Source organism: Paraburkholderia phenazinium, from assembly GCF_900141745.1.
Classification (GTDB): domain Bacteria; phylum Pseudomonadota; class Gammaproteobacteria; order Burkholderiales; family Burkholderiaceae; genus Paraburkholderia; species Paraburkholderia phenazinium_B.
The window spans coordinates 3698373-3722712 of sequence record NZ_FSRM01000001.1; the positions used below are offsets into that span (position 1 = coordinate 3698373).

The 24340-nt window shown below is 58.9% G+C and carries 18 protein-coding genes and 1 tRNA gene; 11 read left to right on the top strand and 8 right to left on the bottom strand.

Annotation, left to right across the window (positions count from 1 at the left end; translation table 11 throughout):
- Positions 1 to 391: 391 nt before the first annotated feature.
- Positions 392 to 2323: a hypothetical protein gene (locus BUS06_RS16530; protein ID WP_074265245.1), complete on the top strand. Its 1932-nt coding sequence runs from the start codon at positions 392 to 394 to the stop codon at positions 2321 to 2323.
- Positions 2324 to 2721: 398 nt separating this feature from the next.
- Here the strand turns inward: BUS06_RS16530 and BUS06_RS16535 are convergent, their stop codons facing one another.
- Positions 2722 to 3033: a hypothetical protein gene (locus BUS06_RS16535; RefSeq protein WP_254368863.1), complete on the bottom strand. Its 312-nt coding sequence runs from the start codon at positions 3031 to 3033 to the stop codon at positions 2722 to 2724.
- A 25-nt stretch (positions 3034 to 3058) separates the two neighbouring features.
- Positions 3059 to 3631, bottom strand: coding sequence for a recombinase family protein (locus BUS06_RS16540; protein WP_074266140.1), 573 nt, complete (start codon positions 3629 to 3631; stop codon positions 3059 to 3061).
- A 423-nt stretch (positions 3632 to 4054) separates the two neighbouring features.
- Here BUS06_RS16540 and BUS06_RS16545 point away from each other — a divergent pair, with 423 nt between their 5' ends.
- Positions 4055 to 8143 (top strand): NACHT domain-containing protein, encoded by a 4089-nt coding sequence (locus BUS06_RS16545; protein WP_143787540.1) that lies wholly within the window; start codon positions 4055 to 4057, stop codon positions 8141 to 8143.
- A 136-nt stretch (positions 8144 to 8279) separates the two neighbouring features.
- Here the strand turns inward: BUS06_RS16545 and BUS06_RS16550 are convergent, their stop codons facing one another.
- The 5 genes from BUS06_RS16550 to acs form a co-directional block, all read right to left on the bottom strand.
- Complete coding sequence (locus BUS06_RS16550; protein ID WP_074265247.1) at positions 8280 to 9821, bottom strand: site-specific integrase; 1542 nt, start codon at positions 9819 to 9821, stop codon at positions 8280 to 8282.
- A 102-nt stretch (positions 9822 to 9923) separates the two neighbouring features.
- A tRNA-Ser gene (locus tag BUS06_RS16555) sits at positions 9924 to 10014 on the bottom strand.
- 103 nt (positions 10015 to 10117) lie between these two features.
- Positions 10118 to 12136: a sodium:solute symporter family protein gene (locus tag BUS06_RS16560; protein WP_074265248.1), complete on the bottom strand. Its 2019-nt coding sequence runs from the start codon at positions 12134 to 12136 to the stop codon at positions 10118 to 10120.
- A gap of 4 nt (positions 12137 to 12140) precedes the next feature.
- Positions 12141 to 12524, bottom strand: coding sequence for a DUF4212 domain-containing protein (locus tag BUS06_RS16565; RefSeq protein WP_074265249.1), 384 nt, complete (start codon positions 12522 to 12524; stop codon positions 12141 to 12143).
- Positions 12525 to 12600: 76 nt separating this feature from the next.
- On the bottom strand, positions 12601 to 14583 hold the full coding sequence (acs, locus tag BUS06_RS16570; RefSeq protein WP_074265250.1) for an acetate--CoA ligase: 1983 nt from the start codon (positions 14581 to 14583) through the stop codon (positions 12601 to 12603).
- Positions 14584 to 15241: 658 nt separating this feature from the next.
- Here acs and BUS06_RS16580 point away from each other — a divergent pair.
- The 8 genes from BUS06_RS16580 (at position 15242) to BUS06_RS16615 (ending at position 21816) form a co-directional block, all read left to right on the top strand.
- Positions 15242 to 15841 carry a TIGR00645 family protein gene (locus BUS06_RS16580; protein ID WP_074265252.1) on the top strand — a complete coding sequence of 200 codons (600 nt, stop codon included), beginning with the start codon at positions 15242 to 15244 and terminating at the stop codon, positions 15839 to 15841.
- 55 nt (positions 15842 to 15896) lie between these two features.
- On the top strand, positions 15897 to 17420 hold the full coding sequence (locus tag BUS06_RS16585) for a fumarate hydratase (RefSeq protein WP_074265253.1): 1524 nt from the start codon (positions 15897 to 15899) through the stop codon (positions 17418 to 17420).
- A 204-nt stretch (positions 17421 to 17624) separates the two neighbouring features.
- A complete protein-coding gene (gene bfr / locus BUS06_RS16590; protein WP_074265254.1) occupies positions 17625 to 18104 on the top strand; it encodes a bacterioferritin in 480 nt (159 codons plus the stop codon).
- A gap of 98 nt (positions 18105 to 18202) precedes the next feature.
- Positions 18203 to 19156, top strand: a complete 954-nt coding sequence (gene murI, locus BUS06_RS16595) for a glutamate racemase (protein WP_083611447.1) — start codon at positions 18203 to 18205, stop codon at positions 19154 to 19156.
- A 197-nt stretch (positions 19157 to 19353) separates the two neighbouring features.
- Positions 19354 to 19590 (top strand): (2Fe-2S)-binding protein, encoded by a 237-nt coding sequence (locus tag BUS06_RS16600; protein WP_074265255.1) that lies wholly within the window; start codon positions 19354 to 19356, stop codon positions 19588 to 19590.
- A 243-nt stretch (positions 19591 to 19833) separates the two neighbouring features.
- Entirely contained in the window at positions 19834 to 20580 is a 747-nt protein-coding gene (locus tag BUS06_RS16605) for an energy transducer TonB (RefSeq protein ID WP_074265256.1), read from the top strand.
- A gap of 68 nt (positions 20581 to 20648) precedes the next feature.
- Complete coding sequence (locus tag BUS06_RS16610; protein WP_074265257.1) at positions 20649 to 21380, top strand: MotA/TolQ/ExbB proton channel family protein; 732 nt, start codon at positions 20649 to 20651, stop codon at positions 21378 to 21380.
- Between the two features lie 16 nt (positions 21381 to 21396).
- A complete protein-coding gene (locus BUS06_RS16615; protein ID WP_074265258.1) occupies positions 21397 to 21816 on the top strand; it encodes an ExbD/TolR family protein in 420 nt (139 codons plus the stop codon).
- Between the two features lie 357 nt (positions 21817 to 22173).
- Here BUS06_RS16615 and BUS06_RS16620 read toward each other — a convergent pair whose 3' ends face one another.
- Positions 22174 to 23181: a LysR family transcriptional regulator gene (locus BUS06_RS16620; RefSeq protein ID WP_074265259.1), complete on the bottom strand. Its 1008-nt coding sequence runs from the start codon at positions 23179 to 23181 to the stop codon at positions 22174 to 22176.
- A gap of 123 nt (positions 23182 to 23304) precedes the next feature.
- Here BUS06_RS16620 and BUS06_RS16625 point away from each other — a divergent pair, with 123 nt between their 5' ends.
- Positions 23305 to 24177 (top strand): pirin family protein, encoded by an 873-nt coding sequence (locus BUS06_RS16625; protein WP_074265260.1) that lies wholly within the window; start codon positions 23305 to 23307, stop codon positions 24175 to 24177.
- Positions 24178 to 24340 lie beyond the last annotated feature (163 nt).

Below are 24340 nucleotides of genomic sequence, written 5' to 3' on the forward strand. Positions count from 1 at the left end.
GTGAGCCTTGCCGCGCGATTGAAGCACCAGAGGCCTTTCGCCATTCTGTTCTGGGACGCTCACCTACTGCTTGCCCACGAACAAACAACTGGCATCCTTTGGCGGGAAGTGCCGCCCGCCTTACTTTGCAGATGTCTCGTTGGTCGTGCTGGCAGTAATCGCTGTGTACCAGCAGTTCGTGCAACCGGTTTCAAAAAGGCAGGTCGCAGCGCGTACTGCGTACATGCCTCATGTAACGTGTTGTCACGGGCCGCCAGCCTGCGAGCGCGCCGACGCTGCGATGCAGTCCGCTACCATGTCAGCCGAGATCAGCCTCAGCGCTCGAACGAAGCCCGCAGATCGGTATCCTCCGGGCGACGGGATCCGCCGCAACCCATAAGGAGCACGTGAGATGACAATCGCCCAAGAGGTCCTTGAGACTGGACGCCAGGTCGCCGCCGTCTGCGCAGGGACTCTTTCAGCCGGCTTGCGAGCGGGAATCGAACGCTACCTTGGATGGCCGTACAAGGTAGCGTCTGCCAGCGTTGTCGATGCCGACGGCGCGGTGTCGGATACCTTTGCAGCTGTCGTGTACGCGGCGAAGGAAACGTTGCCGGATGCAACTCTTGCGCAAGTGCCGGCGGATTCCACCGCAGTCGTTGCAGACGCTACCGACAGTCTGACGATTGACAACTTCCGGGCAGCTTACGCGCGCGTTGCGCGCGCGAAGCGGCTGAAGAAATCGCCAGCACCGAAGCTGGATACGCCGACGACGACCGTAACACTCGGTGTGATCTACGCTCAAAGGTCGGATTTGCCGCTGGAGGCTTTTGCCGAAGAGCTTGAGCGGCTCAACGCCGCGACTCCGAGCAGGGAATGGCCTGACATGATCGTCGTTGCTTCGATGGGCGCGATCCAGTATGCGGCGCAGTTTCCGGGAGAGTCACTGAGCGGCGACTATCTGCCGCCGGCAGAAGGTGCACTCAACAACTACATACCGGCGGTCTACGTCCTGATCGTCCTGAGGCCGACGGGCGCGTTCACTTTCAACAAGATGATGTCTTTTGTTGTCGCGCACCTGGGCATCTTCTCGCCGGGCGCGAAGCTTCCCAACTTCACCGAATTGTTGGACGGCGTACCGAACACGGCTGTGGTGATGTGCGGCTATCAGTACGACCTCAAGGGTAACCTAAGTCCCGTTCCACGCAATCAGTACCAAGACCGCTTTGTGCCAGCGCCGCCGTTTCAGATCACGGACCGGCGCGGGCAACACATGGCCACGATTCAACTTATCCCGTGGCAGGACGGAGGTACGATCCTTCTCAAGGGTAAATTGCCGCTGCTCGGCCTGCTGCCGTTCTTCGGGAGGCAAGACATACTGAAGGCCGGAGTTATCACCCGGCCGGATGATTTACAAATTTCGTATGTCCTACCAATTACGCCGGCAGATTTCGGCGACATGCTGACTCGGTTTCAGCAACGGTCAAACATGCGGGTAAAGCGACCGCAGAGTCAGTGGATCGTTCAGAAGCTCGCCGACGAGGGCTCGGCGTCACCCTTCATGGCGCGTCTGTTCATGGGCCTCATGCGGCTGCGCGACGCCGTCTATCCCGATCCTGTGGCGCGCGAAAGCTTCGACAAGGCCTTTGACTTCGTCCCAAACTCGCTGTTCCCGGCGCGAACGGCGGCAAAAGAAATATCCGAGCTCTGGGCAGGACACGCGAGCAAAGTCGCCGCCGGGGAAGTCGTGCGGCGGCAAGGTGTGGCAATCCACATTGACGAAAACATCGACAAGGAACTTAGGAGGCAGGTGGAGCACTTCCTTAACAGCGCCGCGCGCGTCATCAAGCAAGGCATGCAGGGACTCACGACGCAGCTCGGCGTAGACATCGGCTTCATGTTCAAGCAGCAACCTGCCTTTGAGCGCGGTATTGCTGCACTGAAGGCAACCGATCCGCTGCTAGCAAATTATCTAGAGAAGTGTCGGCAGACGTGGTCAGAGCGGCTTATCAAGAGTCGCAACGATCTGGAGCACAACAACTGGTCTTTGCCACGCGTCACGTATGACGCCTCGGGCGCGAACATCGTCGCAGTCGAACCCCTCGTCGCCGGCCAGGCGGTCACGGAGTTTGTGCAAGCGATGCTTGACCGCGTGTGTTGTTTTGTTGAGGACGTAACTGCACATTGCATACAGCAAAAGATGGCCGCGCCGATTACCATCACGGAAATCCCGTTGGCGGAGCGTCGTTCGGAAGCGCCCGAGCGCTTCCAGCTCACTCTTGCCGTAGGCGGCCAACCTCGCTGGAATATTTCCTACCAGTCCTCTTTGTTCGAAAAGGTGTAAGAGCGGGCAATGCGTTGAAGTCGCATGGCCCATCCAAGGGGCGTCGATGTCCGCACTTGGGCCGTTCTGAGACGGCTCGCGCGGTGCGGTTGCGGGGCCTGAGCTTTGCAACCGGTTGCAAATTGTGCCTCGCTCGCCCCAGCGAAGCGCTTGCTCTGCCGAACGGGCACGCAAGCGCATGATCGCGTGGCGGCTAGTATTTAGTTCGCGGGCAACGGCGAAGGCCGTCTGCCCCTGAACCAGCCACTTCAGCACCGTCGATTCCAGGCTGTCGCTCAACGCCACCCGCTACCATGTAGACCGTGATGGGGCGCGGCGGGCGCAGTTCAACAAGCGCAGCAGTCGCCGTGTGCGTTACATCGACGATTCCGCCCGCGTGACTTCGCACCCGATAGACCTCAGCGCGCTACCGAAGCGCGCAGGTCGATGTCCTCGGGACGGCAGGACAGCACGGCGCGGACCTCAGACCAGAATGTGTCATCGTAGAGGCGCAGCCCCCCGCAGTGCGGGTCACGACTCTGAAACGCGAGACGGTGGGCGATAAGAATTTCCGCGTGTAGTGGTTCGACGTTGTAGACCACTCGGCCGGACTCAGTAATCGAGATGCCGTTGGGGACGTTACTGAACTGCCGGAATAGGGCAGAAGTGTCCGGTTGCTCATGATTGCTGGGCTGCGCCTCATGGTTGATGGATTTTGAAACCAGTTGCAAAAACGAGGGTTCCGATGAGGTGGGCCTATCCCTGAGCCGCCTTGAGGATAGTTGGATGGGACACGCCATATTCCTTTGCCAGTCCTCTGGCCGTTCCGCCGACTTTCAGCTTGGCCCTTATCTCGACCTTCTGGGCCTCGGTCAGAGTAGCGCGTCGTCCAAGTTTTTTCCCCTCGGATTTGGCACGAGCCAGGCCGGCATGCGTTCGCTCGATCAGCAGATCACGCTCAAATTGCGCTACGGCAGCCAGCACTGTCATATGTAATCTGCCCGATGCGCTCGTTAGATCGACGCCCTTGAGCGCCAAGCAATGTACGTGCACGCCGAGCATCGCCAGCCGCTCGACTGTCGCGAGCACGTCGCCCGTATTTCTGCCGAGCCGGTCTAGTTTTGTCACAACGAGGGGATCGCCCTCGTCCAACTTGTCGAGAAGCTTCCCAAAACCCGGCCGCTCGGCGGCCAGAACGCTGCCAGAGATTGCCTCCGTCATGATGTGTCGGGGCTGGATGACAAACCCCGCTGCCTTCGCCTCTAGCAATTGGTTATCAGTCGTCTGCTCGGCAGTAGATACCCGCGCGTAGAGGAAGGTTCGGCTCATGACGATCAAGCGGTAAGAAAAGATGGAAAGAATAATGCCCGGTAACAAAATCTTCGGCAAGGAATTTATTACCTGCTGAACGGCGCGCTCAGATGCGGATAGGAAACGTTCGTTTGATTACCGCAATACGCTCCCTTCCCGCTGGAGATAAACCGTCGACAGAGCACATCGTTCGCACGTTTGGGACCCCAGTTGCTGTAACGACCGACGAGGTTAATCGATAGTGTGAGATCCCGTCGATTTCGTTAATTCGCGCATAGAGGGCCATAGGGGGAATAGACGTGCGCTTAGTGCCCGCGCACTGCTCAGACATTAGCAAAGCAGAATTCGGTCCGGTATGCTATCGAACAGCAAAGAAAGGCGGCGGGTGCTCGCTTAGGGATTTAAGGTCCTAAACGCGAACAGTCATAGCAGCCATTAGCCATGTATAGATTGGCAACCAACGGCCAGACTAAATTAACAAACGAATCGGGGGAGCAATTGAGTGACTATCGGCTTGATCGGCTTAACACTAGGGAATTCGAGCACCTCTCGCAAGCGCTATGCAAGAAATTCGTCGCCACCGGCGTGACTCCGTTTGGTGATGGTCCCGACGGAGGACGTGAAGCAACCTTCGATGGCAAGATGGACTTTCCCTCCGCCTCCGCGCCTTGGGCAGGATATCTCGTCGTTCAGTGCAAATTTCGCCAACGCTCCAACGGAGACACGGCAAGCGACACCGAATGGGTAACCAAAGAACTCTCATCGGAATTGGCTAAATACGGCGCCCCTAAAGCAAAGCGCTCTACCAAAGCACCAAAGCGAGGGAGACGTTCGCCGGACTATTATATCTTCATTACCAACGCTGTACTGTCAGGCAACGCAGAAACCGGCGGACACGATAAATGTGACGCGATCCTGCGACGTCATATGGCGCGCCTTGGAATGCAAGGGTACGCAATTTGGGGTTTCGACGAGCTTCGCTCATTTTTAGATCTAGCACCGGAAATACGACAAAGCTACATTGGATTCATACTTCCAGATGACGTACTGCATCGTGCGCTTATTCAACTTTCAATCGATACACCCGATTTTGCTCGGGTTTTAGAAAATTATTTACAAAAAGAATTACAAAGTGACTACGCAGCAAAACTGGAATCAGCGGGCCAGCATGACGAAAAACGTGTGGTTCCTCTCTCTAAAGTATTTATTGATCTGCCATTCACACCAACGAAAGAGGCATCTCTCCGATCTTCAGAGTCACACGACACACTCGCATGCAATTTGATCACTGCTGCCAATGCAATTATTCGCCATCCTGAAGAATCTAAAAATCGACCATCATCGCTTGGCAGGTTCGCAATTGTTGGCGGCCCTGGCCAAGGGAAAAGTACTATCGGACAGTATCTTTGCCAATTGTACAGAGCAGCATTACTGGAAAAATGCAAAACCCTCGATCCTCAATGCGCGCAAATTATTGACAGTATAGTTGAATTCTCGAAGGAAAACCCCCGCTTCGCGCCTGAATCATTGCGATTTCCTTTTAGAATAATATTAAACAGATTTGCCAGTGATTTAGCAAAAGATGGAAATCTGACGGTTGTTGAATATATACGGCAGCGAGTCGAAAAGCTAGGCAGCGCAGGGACAATTTCGACCCCCATTTTGAAACAATGGATTTCCGGGTATCCATGGATTTTTGTGTTAGACGGTCTTGATGAAGTTCCATCGAGCAGCAATCGAACTCAGGTGCTCGAAGCTATTCAACATTTTTTAATAGATTTATCTACAGCCAAAGCAGACGCGGTGGTTATCGCTACCACTCGCCCGCAAGGATATGCTGACGAATTTGCGAGTTCACATTTCCAGCACATCTATCTTCCGCCGCTATCCGCAGCGCAGGCACTGAAATACGGCTCATCGTTACTCGAATTCCGAGCGAACGGGGACATGGATAAATTTGAGACCACCCGCCGCCGCCTCGCTGCAGCAGCAAGTAACGAGGCGACCATGCGACTGATGTCAAGTCCACTGCAGGTGACAATAATGGCAACGCTAGTCGAGCGCCTAGGAGAACCCCCAAAGCAACGGTATCGATTGTTCGAAGAATACTACCGGACAATCTACACTAGAGAGACGAATCGCGAAGGTGCGCACTCGGAGCTCTTAAGAGATCGAAAGACGGATGTCGATACGATTCACTATCGCACTGGACTTTTGCTTCAAGCTGAGAGCGAACTTGCGGGAAAAACTGCGGCCCTGTTAACATTGCCACGGTTTCTTGCTCTCGTTCGTCAACGGCTAAGTGAACAAGGGTTAGACGGCACAGACTCAGATCGACTAATAAATGAAATAAAGACGTCTGCTCTCGATCGACTGATTTTTCTGGTCAGCCCACACGACGAAGAAATCGGATTCGAGATCCGGTCTCTTCAAGAGTTCATGGCAGCAGAAGCAATAGCGAGAGGAACGACGGAACATGTTCGCCTCCGAATAGAAGAAGTCGCTCCGATTACAAATTGGAGAAATGTATTTCTTTTCTTGGTAGGCAAGTTATGCGACGCAGATAGCGTGGAACTTTTGGATCACATAATCATATTGTGCGATGATTTAAACGACTCAGAATTAAATCCGGATTATTCGTCGATTAGATGGGGATCTCGCCTTGCAATTGACATTCTTTCTGATGGCGCCATGCGTCCCGCTCCTAAACGCGAAAGACGGCTACTTAGCACGGCATTAGAAATTCTTGATCAATGTTTTTTTACGGATGCGCAAGAGCTGGCCTCTATCTACCACGAACGATTGGAAGACATGTATCGTGATAAATTGGAATCGATAATGGTAGGCTTTGATTGCAGCCGCGCACTACCTGCTTGGGAATTGTTAGATGCCTTGGCGACCAAACAGGTTAAATGGGCGAGGGACCTGCACGGCAAATATTGGAAGAAACTCTCTGATTATGAGAAATTCATGGTGGCCCCAAGTGAGATTTCACTTTACAACGAATGGCACCTCCAAACGATAGCCGCCATTTTTCCCCAATTATCGCCCGGCCAGGCTTTCCCTATGATCGAGGAATACGATCAAAGAAATAAAGCCCTTGAAACGGATTGGCCAAAATGGCTTGTTGCGTTATATGATTTGCACGACAATTTTTTCTCATTTAATTCTGACTCAACTGCCACATCGATTTCCGTGAAAATCCGCTTCGGGAATACAGAAATAAAGGGGGTCATCGGCCAAGTTCTAGTCGAACCGATGAAAATAAATTTGGACATTTTGGAAATGCCCAACCCCAGTGCGTCTTGGGAAGGCTTCTTAGCCGCAATAAAATTTGCGACTACGCCTAACAAACACAGCCTTGGTTCGGCCATTCGCGCAATCGGCCGAGCGGGCGTAAGTAACGCAATTCCGTGGTTGCGAAGCATTGTGCCTTGGCCGTTGTCCGGTCTATTTGATGGTCTACATAGTTGCGGCGACGACGCGGAACTGATTACGCTCGCAGAAGAACTAGCATTCAAAGCCGACGCAGGTAAGTTCGGGGACTTCGACGACTGGGTGAAGGCAGAATCACTATCGCAACAGACGCCGATCACTTACAACCTCGCTGACAAGCCCGGGCAACTTCCATATGATCGCCAGTCTTTAAAGCGAGGGCTGCCCCTTGCTGGCAGCTACAGCCTACAATCGGGAGACGATACATTCGATACAGATTTTGATTTCTGGCTCCGAACACTAGCCGCCAACTATGAGACGCCCAATGGCGCTTGGCTTGCTCGCTGCGCGCACACCTTTCTTTTCCGGCTCTCCCGTTCGAAGGCGGAACACGAATCGATGCATGATTCACCCACTAACAAGCTAGCCCCCGATGTAATCAGCACTTATTTTGTCGCCCTCCGCGCACAATTCAAGTTTTTGGATCCTCAATTAGTACACTTTCTTCTCACTGAACTGAGTAGCGCAGACTCCATACCTGAACTACTAGATGCTTTGGTATCCGGCAAAGGGGTAACACCCAACCACGCGGGCCGAGAAATGCTTTCCACACTGATCCGCGAGGCAACCGTCGCAGATCGCCTCTCAGAGCGGTCTTTACGTTGGGCTATCTGGGCAACAGCAACGGGGCTACATATGGGGCTGTCGAAGATGCAGTTGGACATGTCACCTGCCGCAGACGCCTTAGATCCTGTCCAACTTGCGATGCTGCGCCTCGGTGCTTCAGACCTCACCGAAGAAGAATGTCGATCTTTAATCGGGCAATTTTCAGCGAACGCAAACGCGGATATGTCGCGGGAAAATGTCCGTGAGCTTGGCCGGGCTATAGAACAACTGCCTCCAGAATCGGCGAAGCCACTTAGAAAGCTAGCCCTAGAAAGCTTTGCGAAGAACGTTCCACTTGCTGAAGGATGGCCCTTGTCATCATCCTATGGTTACACGCTCTACGAAGCTTTAGATGAGCGCAAGTCAAGTCTGCGTACCTCACTTGAAAAGTGGGCGTCTCTGGGATTTCTATCGGTACCAACTGAATGAGTGGTCCCTAGCGAGAGCACAAATGACCGAACCGCAAGAGACTCCGCGGTGAACATAGCGTGCACCGCAGAAGCTGTTGCGTCACCGGTTCGAATCGCGATAAAGAAGAGCAACTATCAACAAATTACCTCTCCTTTCAATAAAGCGTAACCCCCGGGACTCGATACCGGGAGATCGCTTGAACTAACGGCGCAAGTGGATACGAAAGACCGCCATAATTATCGGCCACGTCGCCGGTAACATGCCCTGTTAAAGCGCTGTGTACTTCGGCCGCAATACCCGCAAGGCGCGCAAGGCGCGCAAGGTGCTTGAACGTGTGGCGGAATGAATGAAACACCATGCGCTCGTCCGTCACCTTGCAGTGCCCCCGCAGATAGCGGCTGAACCACTTAGAGTAATTGCCGCTTTCCTTGCCGTCAGCATCAGGCTTCAGCTTATCGAAAATTCTCGCCCGCCCCTTTGCCGCCTGTGCGTACTTCACAAGACCGAGGCGCAACAGCTCTGCGTGCAATGGGACTCGCCGCTCGCTGCTTTCCGTTTTGATATCCTGCCCCTCTGACAAATTGCCAGTGATGCGTAGCACCCATGCGCGACATTCGGCCCCTTGCCCGTCCGCGTAGTCCTCCTCGTACACGTCTTCAGGGCGAAGCTGTGCCAGCTCCTCAATACGCGCCCCCGTGAACAAGGCCAGCAACGGCAACCAATAAGCGGCCTCACCCGCCCCTGCGATGGGGCGATAGTCTTTGGTGTAAACCGGGCTTGTGAAGATGGCATTGAGTGCCGACGTATCGAACTCTCGACGCTTGTCCTTGGCTCGCCGCTTGTCCGCCACGCGAATCTTTGCCGCCGGATTGACGGGCATGATGTCGTTGTCGCAAGCGTAGTTAAAAATCACCCCGAGCATCGGTAGCTTGATGTTGATGTTCGCGGGACTCTCACCGTAAGCGAGCAGTGCGTCTTTAAATTGCAGAACGTGCCGCCTCGTGATCTGATCAGTACGCGAGACGCCTACACGTTTTGCGAAGTCCATCGCAATACTACGCGTCCGGCTAACCGTCTTTGGCTTCGGTTGCTTCTCCGCCGCCCATTTATTGATAAGGTCAGGCAGGTCGATACCGGCGCTTGCCGAGCGGTGTGACCTAGCTGGCACGTCATGCGGGGGGCGCGCATGGCGGCCGAACTCGATAACGCTACCGTCGCCGAGCAGGAAAGCCCGCAACGCATTGCGGTGCGCCTCATGGTAGGCAACCGGCTGTAACGGCTCAGCTTTGCCCTGCAATATGTCCTCATGCTCGGCAAGTTGCAACCGCCGCCAGTCCATGAAGACCTCCAGCGCGGCTTCGCCTTTAGCGGCTGCTTCATCGCGGACTCTACGCAAATACGCCAGATAACGGCGTGCAGAGTAGTCCACGTCGATAGCCTTTACGGGAACAGCGGGCGGCTGCGGACCACTGACAGCCGCAGACGCGTCATCGTTGTTTCCCAGCTGGCGTAACTGCGCGAACTCACGGTCAAGCCGCACGCCTTCCTCCCGTGCCAGCTTCTCGGCTTCACGCTTATCGGACGTACGAAGAGACTGCATGACCTCTTTCTTGCCGTCGTAATAGGCAATCAGATCAAGCGGTATTTTGCGACGGAAGTAATAGACGGAACCGCGCTTCGAGAGATGGGTACACATTGGCTCGCTCATGCTCCAAAGTGTAACACCCACTGGTAGCAGATCGGCCTGAGAGCCTTATCTGGCGGGGAGTTCCGAGCCTGGCAAGGCCAAGAGGTCCGCTGGCGGAGAGACGGGGATTCGAACCCCGGATAGGTTATTAACCTATACACGCTTTCCAGGCGTGCGACTTAAACCGCTCATCCATCTCTCCGGCGGGAGCCGAATTATAGCAAAATCCGGAGCCCGCGCCACCCCTGTCCTGAAACGGACCTCGAACACCGCTCAAACGCCCGCCAGAGGCCGATCCAGCCGCCTTACGGATGCCGGATATAGTCCACCAGCGCCCGCGTATAAGCGTCCGGCTTCCGATCCACGAGACTCACCAGAATCGCCACCAGAAACCCCGCCGGCACGCCAAACACGCCCGAGCTGATCGGCTCGATCCCAAACCACCGCGCCCCGACGAACCCCGTCATCTGCGTGAAAAACGGATACGTCGAGACGATGTAGTAGATGCACACCACCAGCCCCGCCACCATCCCCGCCACCGCCCCAAGCCGGGTCGTACGCTTCCAGAACACCCCAAGCACCAGCACCGGGAACAGGCTCGACGCCGCCAGCGAAAACGCCGCCCCCACCAGAAACAGAATATTCCCCGTATTCAGCGACGCCACGTACGACGCAAACAGCGCCACCCCCAGCAGCAAAATCTTCGAGATCGTCACCCGCCGCTGGCTCGACGCCGCCGGATCGACCATGTGATAGTAGACATCATGCGAGAGCGCATTCGCAATCGTCAGCAACAGTCCATCCGCCGTCGAAAGCGCGGCCGCCAGCGCCCCCGCCGCGATCAAGCCCGACATCACATACGGCAGCCCCGCAATCTCCGGCGCCGCCAGCACCACCATATCCGGCTGCATCTGGATCTCGCTCCACTGCACGAGGCCATCGTGATTCGTATCGGCGACGCTGATCAGGTTCGGTTCGATCCTCAGCCACTGCGTCAACCACTGCGGCAAATCGGCAAACGGATGATTCACGAGATTCGCGAGGATCTCGTACTTGATCAGCACCGATAGCACCGGCACGGTCAGATAAAACAGCGCGACAAAGAACAGCGTCCAGCCAACCGAGCGCCGCGCCGAGGCCACGGACGTGGTCGTGTTATAGCGCGTCAGGATATGCGGCAAGCTCGCCGTCCCCAGCGACAGACACAGCAGCAGCGACAAAAAATTGCGCTCATGCGTCTGCCGGTCTTCGGCGCTGATCGCCGGAAACGGCTCGGCCATCGGCACCGGCGACGACGCGCGCATCAGCAACGCCTCACGCTGTTGCGTCCACACGATCCTCGCCGCGTCAGCGTCGCGCGGAAACAGTTCAAGCGCCCGCTCGCCGGTATTGATGTCGCGCAACGGCCCGTTATGCCGGCGCAAGTCAGCCACCTGCTGCGTCAGTTGCTGCTTCGCTTCCGTGAACGATTGCGGCAGCCTGTCGATCTGCGTCTGCAACTGCGCCGCCTGCATCCGGTAGTTCTCGCGTACGTTCTGGTCCAGCGGCGAGTCGCGCACCTGGCGCTCCAGAATCTCGACACGCGACATGAGTCGTCCGTAGTTAAATTGCGGCACCCAGCCGAGGCCATCCTTATGCGCGATCATCGATACGGGAATCAGGATCGCAAAGATCAGGATGACGTACTGTGCCACCTGGGTCCACGTCACCGCGCGCATGCCACCGAGGAACGAGCACACCAGAATGCCTGCCAGTCCGCAGAAAATCCCCACCGCAAAATCGACCCCGATAAAGCGCGTCGCAATTAGCCCCACGCCCTGGATCTGCGCCACCAGATAGACGAACGAACACAGGATCGCGGATAGCGCAGCGAGTCCGCGCACTGCGTTGCTCGAGAAGCGCGTGCCGAGAAAGTCGGGAATCGTGTAGCGCGCCAGCTTGCGAACATACGGCGCGAGCAGGAACGCGGTCAGGCAATAGCCGCCGGTCCAGCCCATCAGATACGCGAGACCGTCGTAGCCAGTCGCGTAGATCGAACCCGCGAGACCGATGAACGACGCCGCCGACAACCAGTCCGCCGCCGTCGCCATACCGTTGAAAGCGGACGGCACGCGCCGTCCCGCGACGTAGTACTCCACCAGATCGGAGGTGCGCGACAGCAGACCGATGACTGCATACACAGCGATCGGCACGAACAGGAACACATAGCCGATCCACACGCCCGGCCCCGTCACGTTCTCGATGCGCCACATCACGTAAATGAAGGCCAGAAACCCTAGCGTGTAGAACGCGTATGAGCGGATGAGCCGATGCGTGAGCGTCATCGGCTCAGTTTCCTCTCGCCGTGGTGGGACCGGCCGGCGTCGTGCCTGGGTCGACGTTTGCGTCCGCATCGAACGCGCGTTGCAGCGTACGATCGGCGCGCTGCATCAGCACGATATAGACGACGATCAACGCCACGTAGATCAGGATCGCCCCTTGAGCGCCGACGTAAAACGGCAGGCTGAAACCGGCGAAACGGACCTTCGACAATGCAGGCGCGGCCAGCGGCACCACGAACGAAACGAGAAAGCCGAGGGCCATCAATACGCCGATCGACAGCAGGTTGAAACGCCAGTAGCGCCGATGCGCGCGCGCCATCGCCTCCGAGACCGGAGGCGGTTCGGGAGGCGGATGAAGCGCGGATTGAGAGGGGGGATGCGGCGCGGCCATGCGCCTATGTATCAAAAAGGAACCGCGCAGGCAATCGGGGTTGTCCGCGCGGTGTCCTCAGAAGCTCACACTACACTCACAGCGACTCGCCAAGCTGATCGAGAATCGCCGGGTTCTCCAGCGTCGATACGTCCTGCGTAATCTCCTCGCCCTTGGCCAGCGAGCGCAGCAGGCGGCGCATGATCTTGCCCGAGCGCGTCTTCGGCAGATTGTCCCCGAAGCGGATGTCCTTCGGCTTGGCGATCGGTCCAATCTCCTTGCCGACCCACGCACGCAGTTCGTTGGCAATCTTCACCGCTTCCTCGCCTTCCGGACGCGAGCGCTTCAGCACCACGAAGGCACACACGGCTTCGCCGGTCGTATCGTCCGGACGCCCTACCACCGCCGCTTCCGCGACGATCGGATTGGACACCAGCGCCGACTCGATCTCCATCGTGCCGAGCCGGTGGCCCGACACGTTGAGGACATCGTCGATACGGCCCATGATCGTGAAGTAGCCGGTTTCCTTGTCGCGCACTGCGCCGTCACCGGCGAGGTACAGCTTGCCGCCGAGCTCTTCCGGGAAATAGCTCTTCTTGTAGCGCTCCGGGTCGCCCCACACGTTACGCAGCATGGAAGGCCACGGACGTTTGACCACCAGAATCCCGCCCTGCCCGTTCGGCACATCCTGGCCGGTCTCGTCGACCACCGCCGCCATGATGCCCGGCAGCGGCAGCGTGCACGAACCCGGCACCAGCGGCGTCGCGCCCGGCAACGGCGTGATCATGTGACCGCCCGTCTCCGTCTGCCACCATGTATCGACGATCGGGCAACGGCCGCCGCCGACGTTCTCGTGGTACCACATCCACGCTTCCGGATTGATCGGCTCGCCGACCGTGCCGATCACGCGCAGCGACGACAGGTCGTAGCTCTTCGGATGCACCTTCGCATCGGCTTCAGCGTATTTGATCAGCGAACGGATCGCGGTAGGCGCCGTATAGAACAGCGAGACCTTGTGCTTCGCGATCATGTTCCAGAAGCGTCCCGCATTCGGATACGTCGGCACGCCTTCGAACACCACCTGGGTGCCGCCGAGCGCCAGCGGACCATATGCGATGTAGCTGTGGCCGGTGATCCAGCCGATGTCGGCGGTACACCAGAACACATCCGTGGGCTTCCAGTCGAAGGTCCACTTCAGCGTCTGCGTGGCCCACAGCAGATAGCCGCCGGTGCTGTGCTGCACGCCCTTCGGCTTGCCGGTCGAACCCGACGTGTAGAGGATAAAGAGCGGATGCTCGGCGCTGACCCACTCCGGCGCGCATTGGTCGGACTCGGCCTCGGTCAGTTCATGCATCCACAGGTCGCGGCCTTCGTTCCACGCAATCTTGCCGCCGGTGCGCTTGTAGACGATCACGCTCTTGACCGCTTCGCAGCCGCCCATCGCAAGCGCTTCATCGGCGATATTCTTCAGCGGCAATGCCTTGCCGCCGCGCATCTGTTCGTCAGACGTCACCAGCGCCACGGCGCCTACGTCGACGAGGCGCTCATTCAGCGACTTCGACGAGAAGCCGCCGAACACCACCGAGTGCGTCGCGCCGATCCGCGCGCAAGCCTGCATGGCGACGATGCCTTCGATCGACATCGGCATATAGATCACCACGCGGTCGCCCTTCTTCACGCCGCGCTTTTTCAGCGCATTGGCGAAGCGGCTCACGCGCTGCAGCAGGTCCTGATAGGTGACGTTGGTGACGGTGCCGTCGTCGGCCTCGAAGACGATCGCGACGCGCTCGCCGTTACCGGCTTCGACGTGGCGGTCCAGGCTGTTGTACGACGCGTTCAGTTCGCCGTCCTCGAACCACGTATAGAACGGCGCCTTCGACTCGTCGAGTACCTTGGTGAAGGGCTTGTTCCAGCTCAACGTCTCTTTCGCGAGACGTCCCCAAAAGCCTTCGTAATCGCGTTCCGCTTCGGCGGCGAGCGCCCGGTACGCGTCCATGCCAGAGATCGTCGCGCCCGCCATGGCTTCGGCGGAGGGTGGGAAAACGCGGCGTTCCTGAAGAACCGATTCAATCGCAGACATCGACTACCCCTTGGTGAAGATAAAACGAAAATCCTGTGCTGACGCGCCGGTGACGCGCCATGTCATGGTGGCGCCGCATAGCCTTTGCCCGCGACACCTGTCTCCAACCCTCGCGCGGACCCTTCACTGTCCGCGCAGCCGAACGGCGAAACCGCGTGCGGCACTGCAATATGCCCGCAGTCTGACGATCGGCCCGTTCATCGCTCAAGATAAACGTTGCAACTTACCGGCCACTTACGCAAGCCTCATACAGCGGGATGCTACCCGCTTAAGCCTTGATATGGTGCCGTTGTGGGCTCGCCACCTGACGCGGCCCAAACCTTGGGAGCAAACGCCAGACCTTGGCGCTTATGTTTCAAAGGCACTTCTTCGGCCACGCCACCCGGAGGCCCGCTGGACGAGCGCCGGGCGCTTCGTACGCGCCCCTTTTACAATGCTAACTGAACTCCCCGTTCCAGTTCCACCTTGAAGCCAGACCTGCGCGTTTGCAGGACTCCACCAGGTAAACCCGGGTGTCGCTGTACAATAGCGCGCCTGCCGTGAGCTTGTTCGCCTGCTTTTCCGCGAGCGTCTCCGTGGGTTTGTCCGCGGTTTTGTGCGAAATGCCACGCCATTTCGCGCCGCCCACATTCATCGCCCTGAGCCACGATCCTTGCCCATGTCCGCTCCGCGCCCCGACTCCGCTGGTAAAACGCGCCGCCCGATGCGCCCGCTGCCCGCCATCATCTTCATGAGCCGCTGGCTGCAGGTGCCGCTTTACCTCGGTCTGATCATTGCGCAAGGCGTCTACGTCGTCCTGTTCATCAAGGAAGTCTGGCATCTGGTCACGGCCTCGATGACGCTCGACGAAACCAACGTCATGCTGGTCGTCCTCAGCCTGATCGACGTGGTGATGATCTCGAACCTGCTGATCATGGTGATCATCGGCGGGTATGAAACCTTCGTGTCGCGCCTCGGCGTAGAGGGTCATCCGGATGAGCCCGAGTGGCTCGATCACGTGAACGCCGGCGTGCTGAAGGTGAAGCTCTCCATGGCACTGATCAGCATTTCGTCGATTCACCTTCTGAAGACCTTTATTAGCCCCGACCAGAATACGACGCACACCATCATGTGGCAGGTGATCATTCACCTGGCGTTCCTGTTGTCCGCGGTCGTGATGGCCTTCGTCGACCGTCTGACCACGCATACGCACCCGGCGCATTTTTACGAGCCGCAGCGCGAGCAACCAGTTTCCCCTCCCCTGAAGGCGCAAGACTGATCGCGCAGCCGTTGCGATCCGTATAACAAGCGCCATTGTCCCCACAGAGCTAGCCATGACCGTCATCAAACAGGAAGATCTGATTCAGAGCATTGCTGATTCGCTTCAGTACATCAGCTACTACCACCCGCTCGATTACATCCAGGCCCTCGGCCGTGCCTACGAGCTCGAAGAGAGCCCCGCCGCGAAGGATGCGATTGCGCAGATCCTCACCAACAGCCGCATGTGCGCCGAAGGCAAGCGTCCGATCTGCCAGGACACCGGCATCGTCACGGTGTTCGTGAAGGTGGGTATGGACGTGCGTTGGGACGGTGCGACGATGGGTGTCACCGACATGATCAACGAAGGCGTGCGCCGCGGTTATCTGAATCCGGACAACGTGCTGCGTGCGTCGATCGTGAGCCCGCCGGAAGGTGCGCGCAAGAACACCAAAGACAACACACCGGCCGTGATCCACTACGAGATCGTGCCGGGCGACAAGGTCGACGTGCAGGTCGCGGCCAAGGGCGGCGGCTCGGAGAACAAGTCGAAGTTTGCGATGCTGAACCCGTCGGATTCGATCGTCGACTGGATCATCAAGACCGTGCCGACGATGGGCGCCGGCTGGTGTCCGCCGGGCATGCTCGGCATCGGCATCGGTGGCACGGCTGAAAAGGCGATGCTGATGGCGAAGGAATCGCTGATGGATCCGATTGACATCCAGGACGTCATCGCGCGTGGTCCGAAAGACTGGATCGAAGAGCTGCGTGTTGAACTGCATGAGAAGGTCAACGCACTGGGCATCGGCGCGCAAGGTCTCGGCGGTCTCGCCACCGTGCTCGACGTCAAGATCATGGCTGCGCCCACGCACGCTGCGAGCAAGCCGATCGCGATCATCCCGAACTGCGCGGCTACCCGTCATGCACACTTCACATTGGACGGCTCGGGCGTCGCGAAGCTCGAAGCGCCGTCGCTCGACGCATGGCCGAAGGTGCAATGGGAACCGGACACGCAAAAGAGCAAGCGCGTCGATCTGAACACGCTCACGCCGGCCGAAGTCGCTTCGTGGACGCCGGGCCAGACGCTCTTGCTGTCGGGCAAGATGTTGACGGGTCGCGACGCTGCGCACAAGCGCATTGCCGACATGCTCGCCAAGGGCGAAAAGCTGCCGGTGGACTTCACCAATCGCGTGATCTATTACGTCGGCCCGGTCGATCCGGTGCGCGACGAAGCGGTCGGCCCGGCGGGTCCCACTACTTCCACGCGGATGGACAAGTTCACCGAGACGATGCTGTCGCAAACAGGTCTCATTTCGATGATCGGCAAGGCCGAACGCGGTCCGGTTGCAATCGAATCCATCAAGAAGCACAAGGCGGCGTATCTGATGGCGGTGGGTGGTGCTGCGTATCTCGTGTCGAAAGCGATCCGCAGCGCCAAGGTGCTCGCGTTCGAAGACCTCGGCATGGAAGCCATCTACGAATTCGACGTGCAGGATATGCCGGTCACGATAGCGGTCGATTCGAATGGCACGTCGGTACATCAGACCGGCCCGAAGGAATGGCAAGCAAAGATCGGTAAGATTCCGGTCGCAACGGTTTAAAACCCACTTCAGTGCCTGCCAATCTGGCAATGCAAAGCCGGGGCTCACGGTCCCGGCTTTTTCATTGAGTAGACCACAGCAACATCACCAGCCCGTGACTCGCAACGGGTAAGCATCAAAAAATGCTTCGCTCCTTGGCTTTTTTGGGTCGGGCGTTTATTGTTGTTGAAAAATCGTATTTCAGAGCCCCACAAGGAAAAAATCATGCAAGGCGACAAGAAGGTTATCGAATATCTGAACTCGCAGTTGAAGAACGAACTCACTGCGATCAACCAGTACTTCCTGCACGCCCGGATGTACAAGCATTGGGGCCTCGATAAGCTCGGCAAGCATGAATACGATGAATCGATCGGCGAAATGAAGCATGCCGACTGGCTGATCGAACGCATTTTCATGCTGGACGGTCTGCCGAATCTGCAAGACCTGCACAAGCTGCTGATCGGCGAGGAAACCAAAGAGATTCTCGAATGCGACCTGAAGCTCGAACAGATTTCGCAGAGCACCTGCAAGGAAGCGATTGTGTATTGCGAATCAGTACGCGATTTCATCTCGCGTGAAATCTTCGTGAAGATTCTCGACGACACTGAAGAACATATTGACTGGCTGGAAACGCAACTGGATCTGATCGACAAGGTCGGCATCCAGAATTACCAGCAAAGCGGCATGGGCTCGATCGAGTCCTAAGCCATGCAGCCCGCGTACTCTGCGATGGATGACGCGGGCTCGATTGTTCGCCTTTTCCTGTGCCCCTCTCTGTCCTCTCTGCTGCCGTGACCGCGCCCATGCACACTGCTTCGTCAGACGCAGGCCTTATTGCGCCCACCTCGTCTTCATCATCTTCCAGCGCTTCCCTGGAGCAGACCGTCAGCGAGGCTCATGCCTCAGGCAAGACGCAGGATCACGCACCTCATGCTCCGATAGGCGTGTTCGACTCGGGTCTGGGCGGTCTGTCCGTGTTGCGCGCGCTGCGCACGCAATTGCCTGACGAAGCGGTCATCTATGTGGCTGATTCGCTGTACGCGCCTTACGGTGAACGCGACGACGATTTCATCGCCGACCGCACACTCGCGATCGGGGAATGGCTCGTCAAGCAGGGCGCGAAAGTGCTGGTGGTGGCGTGCAACACCGCGACGGCTCAATCCATTGCGCTGGTGCGCGAGCGCTTGCCGATTCCGCTGATCGGCGTCGAACCGGGTATCAAACCGGCGGCCCTGCAGTCGAAATCCCGCGTGGCCGGCGTGCTCGCCACTCAGGTGACGCTGCGTAGCGCCCGCTTTCAGACGCTGCTGGAACGCTATGCCGCGGACTGCCGGTTTCTCTGCCAGCCTGGCCATGGACTGGTACAGGCCATCGAACGCTGCGATATCGGCTCAGCTGAGTTGCGCGCGCTGCTCGACAGCTACCTGCAACCGATGCTCGACGCCGGCGCCGACACGCTGGTGCTCGGCTGCACGCACTATCCGTTTCTGGATGCGGCGATCCGCGATATCGTCGGTGAGCGCATGACGCTGATCGATACCAGCGTTGCTATTGCCCGGCAGGTGGAGCGCATTCTCGATCAGCACGGCTTGCGCGCCGCGCCGGGCTCGGCAGTCGATCTGCCCCGGTTTTGCTCGACCAGTGACGGTGCGCATCTGCAACAACTCGCCGCCACACTGTTGCACGTCGACGCCCCGGTAGAGCGCGTCGTAATTCCGTCGCGGCGCACACTCGCGGCTGACTCCGAGGCTGCTTAAGGGGCTGGGCTGGGCCGGCCCCGCCGGCCGCCGCCCGCCCCACCCCACGCAGCCGACACCCCATCCGCCCCCATCTCTAAACCAGGTTATCCCTCCTAACAGGCTGGTTTTGTTACAAAAATTCCCGCAGGACGCTTGCCAAATGCATCAAACATAATGATAATAATTCGCATTAACGTTAGCTATTACGACCCACCATGATCGTTTGCGTGTGCAAGTCTGTTTCCGACCGGAAGATCCGTGCCTCGATCGCGGATGGCGTCGACTCGTTCGATGAGCTCCAGTTCGAGCTGGGCGTCGCTACCTGCTGCGGCAAGTGCGAAGAGTCCGTGCGCGATGTGATGGCGCAAAGCGGTGTCTGCGCGAGCCGCTGTGGGGTCGAGCATCATGCACATCCGGTGCCGCTCACGTTCTACGAACGCAAGGCCGCCTGATCCTGCCGGCACGGCGCTCCCGCCGTGCCTCGAGCGTCCCGGCCACCTCGGCCTCACGCTTTAGTCCACTGCCGTCAGCAAGCCAGTACACGTACGAGCCAGCTACCCGCTCACCCCGTCAAGGAGTTCGAGATGGAATTGCTGATTGGTTTCGTGACCACCCTATGTATTTCGCTGCTGATATTCCGAAAATGACGCTGTCTTGTCGTAGACCCGGTATCGACGGCGCCTGGCCGCGCTGACATGCCCGCCTCGCACTCCCTCCCAGCCAGCCTCGGGCCGGCGCCTTCCAGCCGTATGAATTCCCGCGCGGTTACAGCCATCGCTGCCGTCGCCCTGATTCACGTCGCACTGCTTGTGGTGATCATGAGCGTACGTCACGATGAGCCGGTGCGCCCCATCGAGTCGCGCACTCTGACCGCCGAGTTGTTGAGTCCCGCGCCAGTGGCCGCGCCCGCCGCAGTGCAATCGATCGCCCCGCCGCCGCCCAAGCCGACGCCGCCCGTCCCGCACGCGAAGCCGAAGGCCCAGGCGCGGCCTACTCCGACGCCCAAGCCGACGCCGATGCCCTTGCCGCAAGCGGCAGCGCCTTCGCCGACGGCGCCCGCCGCCGCGCCGTCCGCACCGCCTGCTCCGGCCGCCCCAGCGGCGCCGGCCCCGACGGCCGCGGCTGCGCCGGCCATCGGTCGGCAGACGATGGAAATCAGCGTACCCAAGAACGTCACGCATCTCGACTGCAATATCGCGAAGCCCGATTACCCGATGCTGTCGAGGCGTCGCGGCGAAGCCGGCACCGCCTACGTCCGGTTTGTCGTGGGTCTGAACGGCAATCTCGAGGACATCGCCCTGAAAAAAAGCAGCGGCTTCGACCGCCTCGACGACGCAGCACTCGCCGCCGTGCGCGCAAGTACGTGCAAGCCTTATCTCGAGAACGGCGTGCCGATCCGGGCCGCCTACACCCAGCCGTACGAATTCGGTCTGAATGACTAAGCGCAGGTGGCTGAACTCAACTGAGCGCAACTGACCGACTCAAGCAGATTTTAAAAAAAGGAATCGCAATGCAGAACTACGGATTGGCCCACGTCTGGGCCCAAGGGGATTTCGTGACGCGCGGCATCGCGCTCGCGTTGCTGATCATGTCGGTGCTGTCCTGGAGCGTCATCGTCATCAAAGGCTGGAACGTGGTGCGCCTCAAACGTCTGACGAAGAATGCCGAACAGGCTTTCTGGCATTCCGACGATCTCACGGACGGCGTGCAGAAACTGGGCGCACGCTCCTCGTCGCCGCAGGACAATCCGTTTCTCGCGCTCGCGCTGTCGGGTCAGGAAGCGGCCGATCACCATCACCAGACGCAACCGCATCTGCACGACCGTATGGACGTGTCGGACTGGATCACGCGCTGTCTGAAAGACACCATGGACGACAGCATCGCCCACATGCAGAGCGGCCTGGCGATCCTCGCGTCGATCGGCAGCACGGCACCCTTCGTCGGTCTGTTCGGCACGGTGTGGGGCATCTATCACGCGCTGCTGGCGATCGGCGCGAGCGGTCAGAGTTCGATCGACCAGGTAGCCGGCCCGGTCGGCGAGGCGCTGATCATGACCGCGTTTGGCCTGTTCGTGGCGATTCCGGCGGTGCTCGGCTATAACGCGCTGACCCGCGCGAACAAGGCGCTCGTCACCAAGCTGAACCGTTTCGCCCACGGCCTGCATGCGTTCTTCGTGACGGGCGCGCGCCTGTCGTCGTCCAAGCGTGGCGACGGGCTGCGACTCGCCACGCGCGCCAACTGATCAGCGAGGTACTCCGATGGGAATGAGCCCCTTCGCCAGCGACGATGACGATGGCCTGATGAACGAAATCAACATGACACCGCTCGTCGACGTCATGTTGGTTCTCCTGATCGTCTTCATGGTGACGATCCCGGTGATCCGCCACGCCGTGAAAGTCGATCTGCCGCATGCAAGCAGCCAGAAAGAAGAGACCAGGCCGGTGCAGGTGAACGTGTCGGTGCAAGCTGACGGCACCGTGCTGTGGGATGAACAGAAGGTCAGCGACGACGAGTTGCGCGCCAAGATCGAACAGGCCGCAAAGACAAGCCCGCAGCCTGAACTGCATCTGAACGCAGATCGTAAGGTAGCCTATGAAAAGGTGGCACAAGTCATGTCAGCGGCGCAGGCCGGCGGTCTCACGAAAATCGGCTTCGTGACGCAGCCTGTCAGCCACTAACACTAGCGTCAGCACCGTCCGGATGCAAAATAGCCCTGATTTTCAGGGCTAAAAGTAAAAGGCCTTCATCGTCGGATGAAGGCCTTTTTTTGTGCGCACAAGGCGCCTTCGGGCGGCGAGATCACCTGCTATCGGATGAGTAGCGAGCGACTCCACATGCGACAGCCGTGTTCGACACGGACAGCGCGATCAGCCCTATCAGGCTCGCTATGATAGCGGCCATGAGTTTCCGCATAGGAGACTCCTTAGCGGAGGGATTTCACTATAAGCCCGCCAGCCCACGCATTCAAGCAAAGACCCATTGAAAGTACTCATCACAGGCGGCGCTTAAATGCCAAAACGATATGACGCAGTGCTTCAAACGGTCGTAGGCTGAGCAATGGATTGCTCGATCGTCGTCCGCACGGTCTTGCGCTTTTCTGCAGCCTCCGGGCATTCGCCAATGGTGTGCTTTCCGGTATCCGGGTCCAGCATCTCGACCAGATAGTCGACGAACGCCCGCACCGCAGGCACCATGCCCTGCCGCGAAACGAACACCGCATAAAGCTGCGGCGCAGGTAGCGTCCATCCCGGCATCACCGGCGACAACTGCCCGGCGCGCAGCGCAGCGCCGTACATCATTTCGGGCAATGCGGCGATGCCGACACCTGCCAGCACCGCCTCGCGGATCGTCATCAGATCGGCGCTCACCAGACGTGGCTCGTGTTCAAGTATGTGTCGCGTGCCGTCCGGTGAGATCAGCTGAAACACGTGGCGGCCGTCGGTGGTGGGCGTATCGAGCGTCTCGAAGCGGTTCAGGTCGGATGGCAGGAGCGGCGGCGCGTTTTGCTGCAGCAGGCTCGGTGCGCCGACCAGCATCTGCTGCGTGCGCCACAACGGCCGAACGACGATATTGGCGTTTTCGGGCGGCTCCGAGCGGATCCGCAATGCAACATCAATCGAATCTTCAAACAGGTCGACGACGCGATTGGTCACGCGCATCACCACCCGAACCTCTGGATAGCGGTGCATGAATTCCGGCAGGATCTGCGAGAGCAATGTCTGCGAAATGGTGACCGGCACGCTCACGCGCACCGAGCCGCGCGGCGACGAGCGTAGCTGCTGCACCACGTTGACGGCCGCCTGCGCCTCCGACAGCATCGCCTGGCAATGCTGGTAGAACAACTGCCCCGCCTCGGTCAGCGCGAGCTTGCGCGTGGAGCGCTGCAGCAAACGCACGCCGAGCGACGCCTCCAGCTCGGTCAGACGCCGCGACAGACGCGACTTCGAGATGCCCAGCACCCGCTCGGCCGCGGAGAATCCGCCGTGCGCGACGACCTGCGAGAAGTACATCAGGTCGTTCAGATTGTGCGAATCGATCTTCATCTCATCGTTCCATGAATAGAACAATCCATTGCGTGAGGGTGGCTGGCACCGCTAAAAACGGTCCCTATAATAGCCCTATGTTTCAGAAATAGTGCTATTCCCCATTTTTTAAGGTGACTTTGGATGAGCTCGACACGCACGATCGAACGCACGTATCCCGCGGTTCGCACGACCGAAGGCGGCGGCTTTATCGTCCATCGCCCGTTTCCGACGCGCATGCTGATGGACTTCGACCCGTTTCTGCTGCTCGACGAAATGGGCCCGATCGACTACGCGCCCGGCGAAGCCAAGGGCGCGCCGGATCATCCACACCGCGGCTTCGAAACGGTCACATACGCGCTTGAGGGCCAGTTCGGCCATAAGGACTCGGCGGGCCACTCGGGTACGCTGAACGCCGGCGATGTGCAATGGATGACCGCAGGGGCCGGTGTCGTCCACAGCGAAATGCCGGATCCGGAGTTTGTGCGTACCGGCGGCCGGGTGCATGGCTTACAGGTGTGGGTGAATCTGCCGCGCAGCGACAAGATGATCGCGCCGCGCTACCAGGAGATGCCATCGGCAAAGATTCCGGTGGCAACCTCTGCGGACGGCTCGGTGCGCGTGAAGGTGATTGCAGGTGAAGCGCTGGGCGTGGCGGCGGCCATCGAAACCCGCACGCCGATCCTGTACCAGCATTTCACGCTGCAACCGGGCGCGACGATCGAGCATGCCGTGCCGGCGAATTACCGCGTGTTCGCCTATGGGTTGTCGGGCCACGGCTTCTATGGCGAGGCTCGCAGCGAAATCGGACCTCGCCAGATGGTTGTGTTCAACAATGACGGGGATACGGTCACGCTGGCCGCCGGCGAGGAACCGCTCGATGTGTTGCTGCTGGGCGGCGTGCCGCTGAAGGAACCGGTGGTGCGCTACGGGCCGTTTGTGATGAACACCGAGGACGAGATTCGCCAGGCCGTGATCGACTACCAAGCGGGGCGGATGGGGCAGATCACGCACTGAGCGTTGCCCCTGCGCGGCAGGCGGGCGCGACGGCCGTATGCGGCGCGCCCGCTAACGGCGCCGTGCTGCCGTGACCTCTGCGGCGCGAAGCCGGGCGATTTCGTTCACAATAGCGGCTCATGCCGCGCGCCCTTGACCTCTGTACCCTGCGCCGCGCGGCGCC

Bases quoted from the DNA above. Each gene is read 5' to 3' on its own strand.
- BUS06_RS16530 (WP_074265245.1), top strand. From the start codon at position 392: ATGACAATCGCCCAAGAGGTCCTTGAGACTGGACGCCAGGTCGCCGCC.
- BUS06_RS16540 (WP_074266140.1), bottom strand. From the start codon at position 3,631: ATGAGCCGAACCTTCCTCTACGCGCGGGTATCTACTGCCGAGCAGACG.
- BUS06_RS16545 (WP_143787540.1), top strand. From the start codon at position 4,055: ATGTATAGATTGGCAACCAACGGCCAGACTAAATTAACAAACGAATCG.
- BUS06_RS16550 (WP_074265247.1), bottom strand. From the start codon at position 9,821: ATGTGTACCCATCTCTCGAAGCGCGGTTCCGTCTATTACTTCCGTCGC.
- BUS06_RS16560 (WP_074265248.1), bottom strand. From the start codon at position 12,136: ATGACGCTCACGCATCGGCTCATCCGCTCATACGCGTTCTACACGCTA.
- BUS06_RS16565 (WP_074265249.1), bottom strand. From the start codon at position 12,524: ATGGCCGCGCCGCATCCCCCCTCTCAATCCGCGCTTCATCCGCCTCCC.
- acs (WP_074265250.1), bottom strand. From the start codon at position 14,583: ATGTCTGCGATTGAATCGGTTCTTCAGGAACGCCGCGTTTTCCCACCC.
- BUS06_RS16580 (WP_074265252.1), top strand. From the start codon at position 15,242: ATGTCCGCTCCGCGCCCCGACTCCGCTGGTAAAACGCGCCGCCCGATG.
- BUS06_RS16585 (WP_074265253.1), top strand. From the start codon at position 15,897: ATGACCGTCATCAAACAGGAAGATCTGATTCAGAGCATTGCTGATTCG.
- bfr (WP_074265254.1), top strand. From the start codon at position 17,625: ATGCAAGGCGACAAGAAGGTTATCGAATATCTGAACTCGCAGTTGAAG.
- murI (WP_083611447.1), top strand. From the start codon at position 18,203: ATGCACACTGCTTCGTCAGACGCAGGCCTTATTGCGCCCACCTCGTCT.
- BUS06_RS16600 (WP_074265255.1), top strand. From the start codon at position 19,354: ATGATCGTTTGCGTGTGCAAGTCTGTTTCCGACCGGAAGATCCGTGCC.
- BUS06_RS16605 (WP_074265256.1), top strand. From the start codon at position 19,834: ATGCCCGCCTCGCACTCCCTCCCAGCCAGCCTCGGGCCGGCGCCTTCC.
- BUS06_RS16610 (WP_074265257.1), top strand. From the start codon at position 20,649: ATGCAGAACTACGGATTGGCCCACGTCTGGGCCCAAGGGGATTTCGTG.
- BUS06_RS16615 (WP_074265258.1), top strand. From the start codon at position 21,397: ATGGGAATGAGCCCCTTCGCCAGCGACGATGACGATGGCCTGATGAAC.
- BUS06_RS16620 (WP_074265259.1), bottom strand. From the start codon at position 23,181: ATGAAGATCGATTCGCACAATCTGAACGACCTGATGTACTTCTCGCAG.
- BUS06_RS16625 (WP_074265260.1), top strand. From the start codon at position 23,305: ATGAGCTCGACACGCACGATCGAACGCACGTATCCCGCGGTTCGCACG.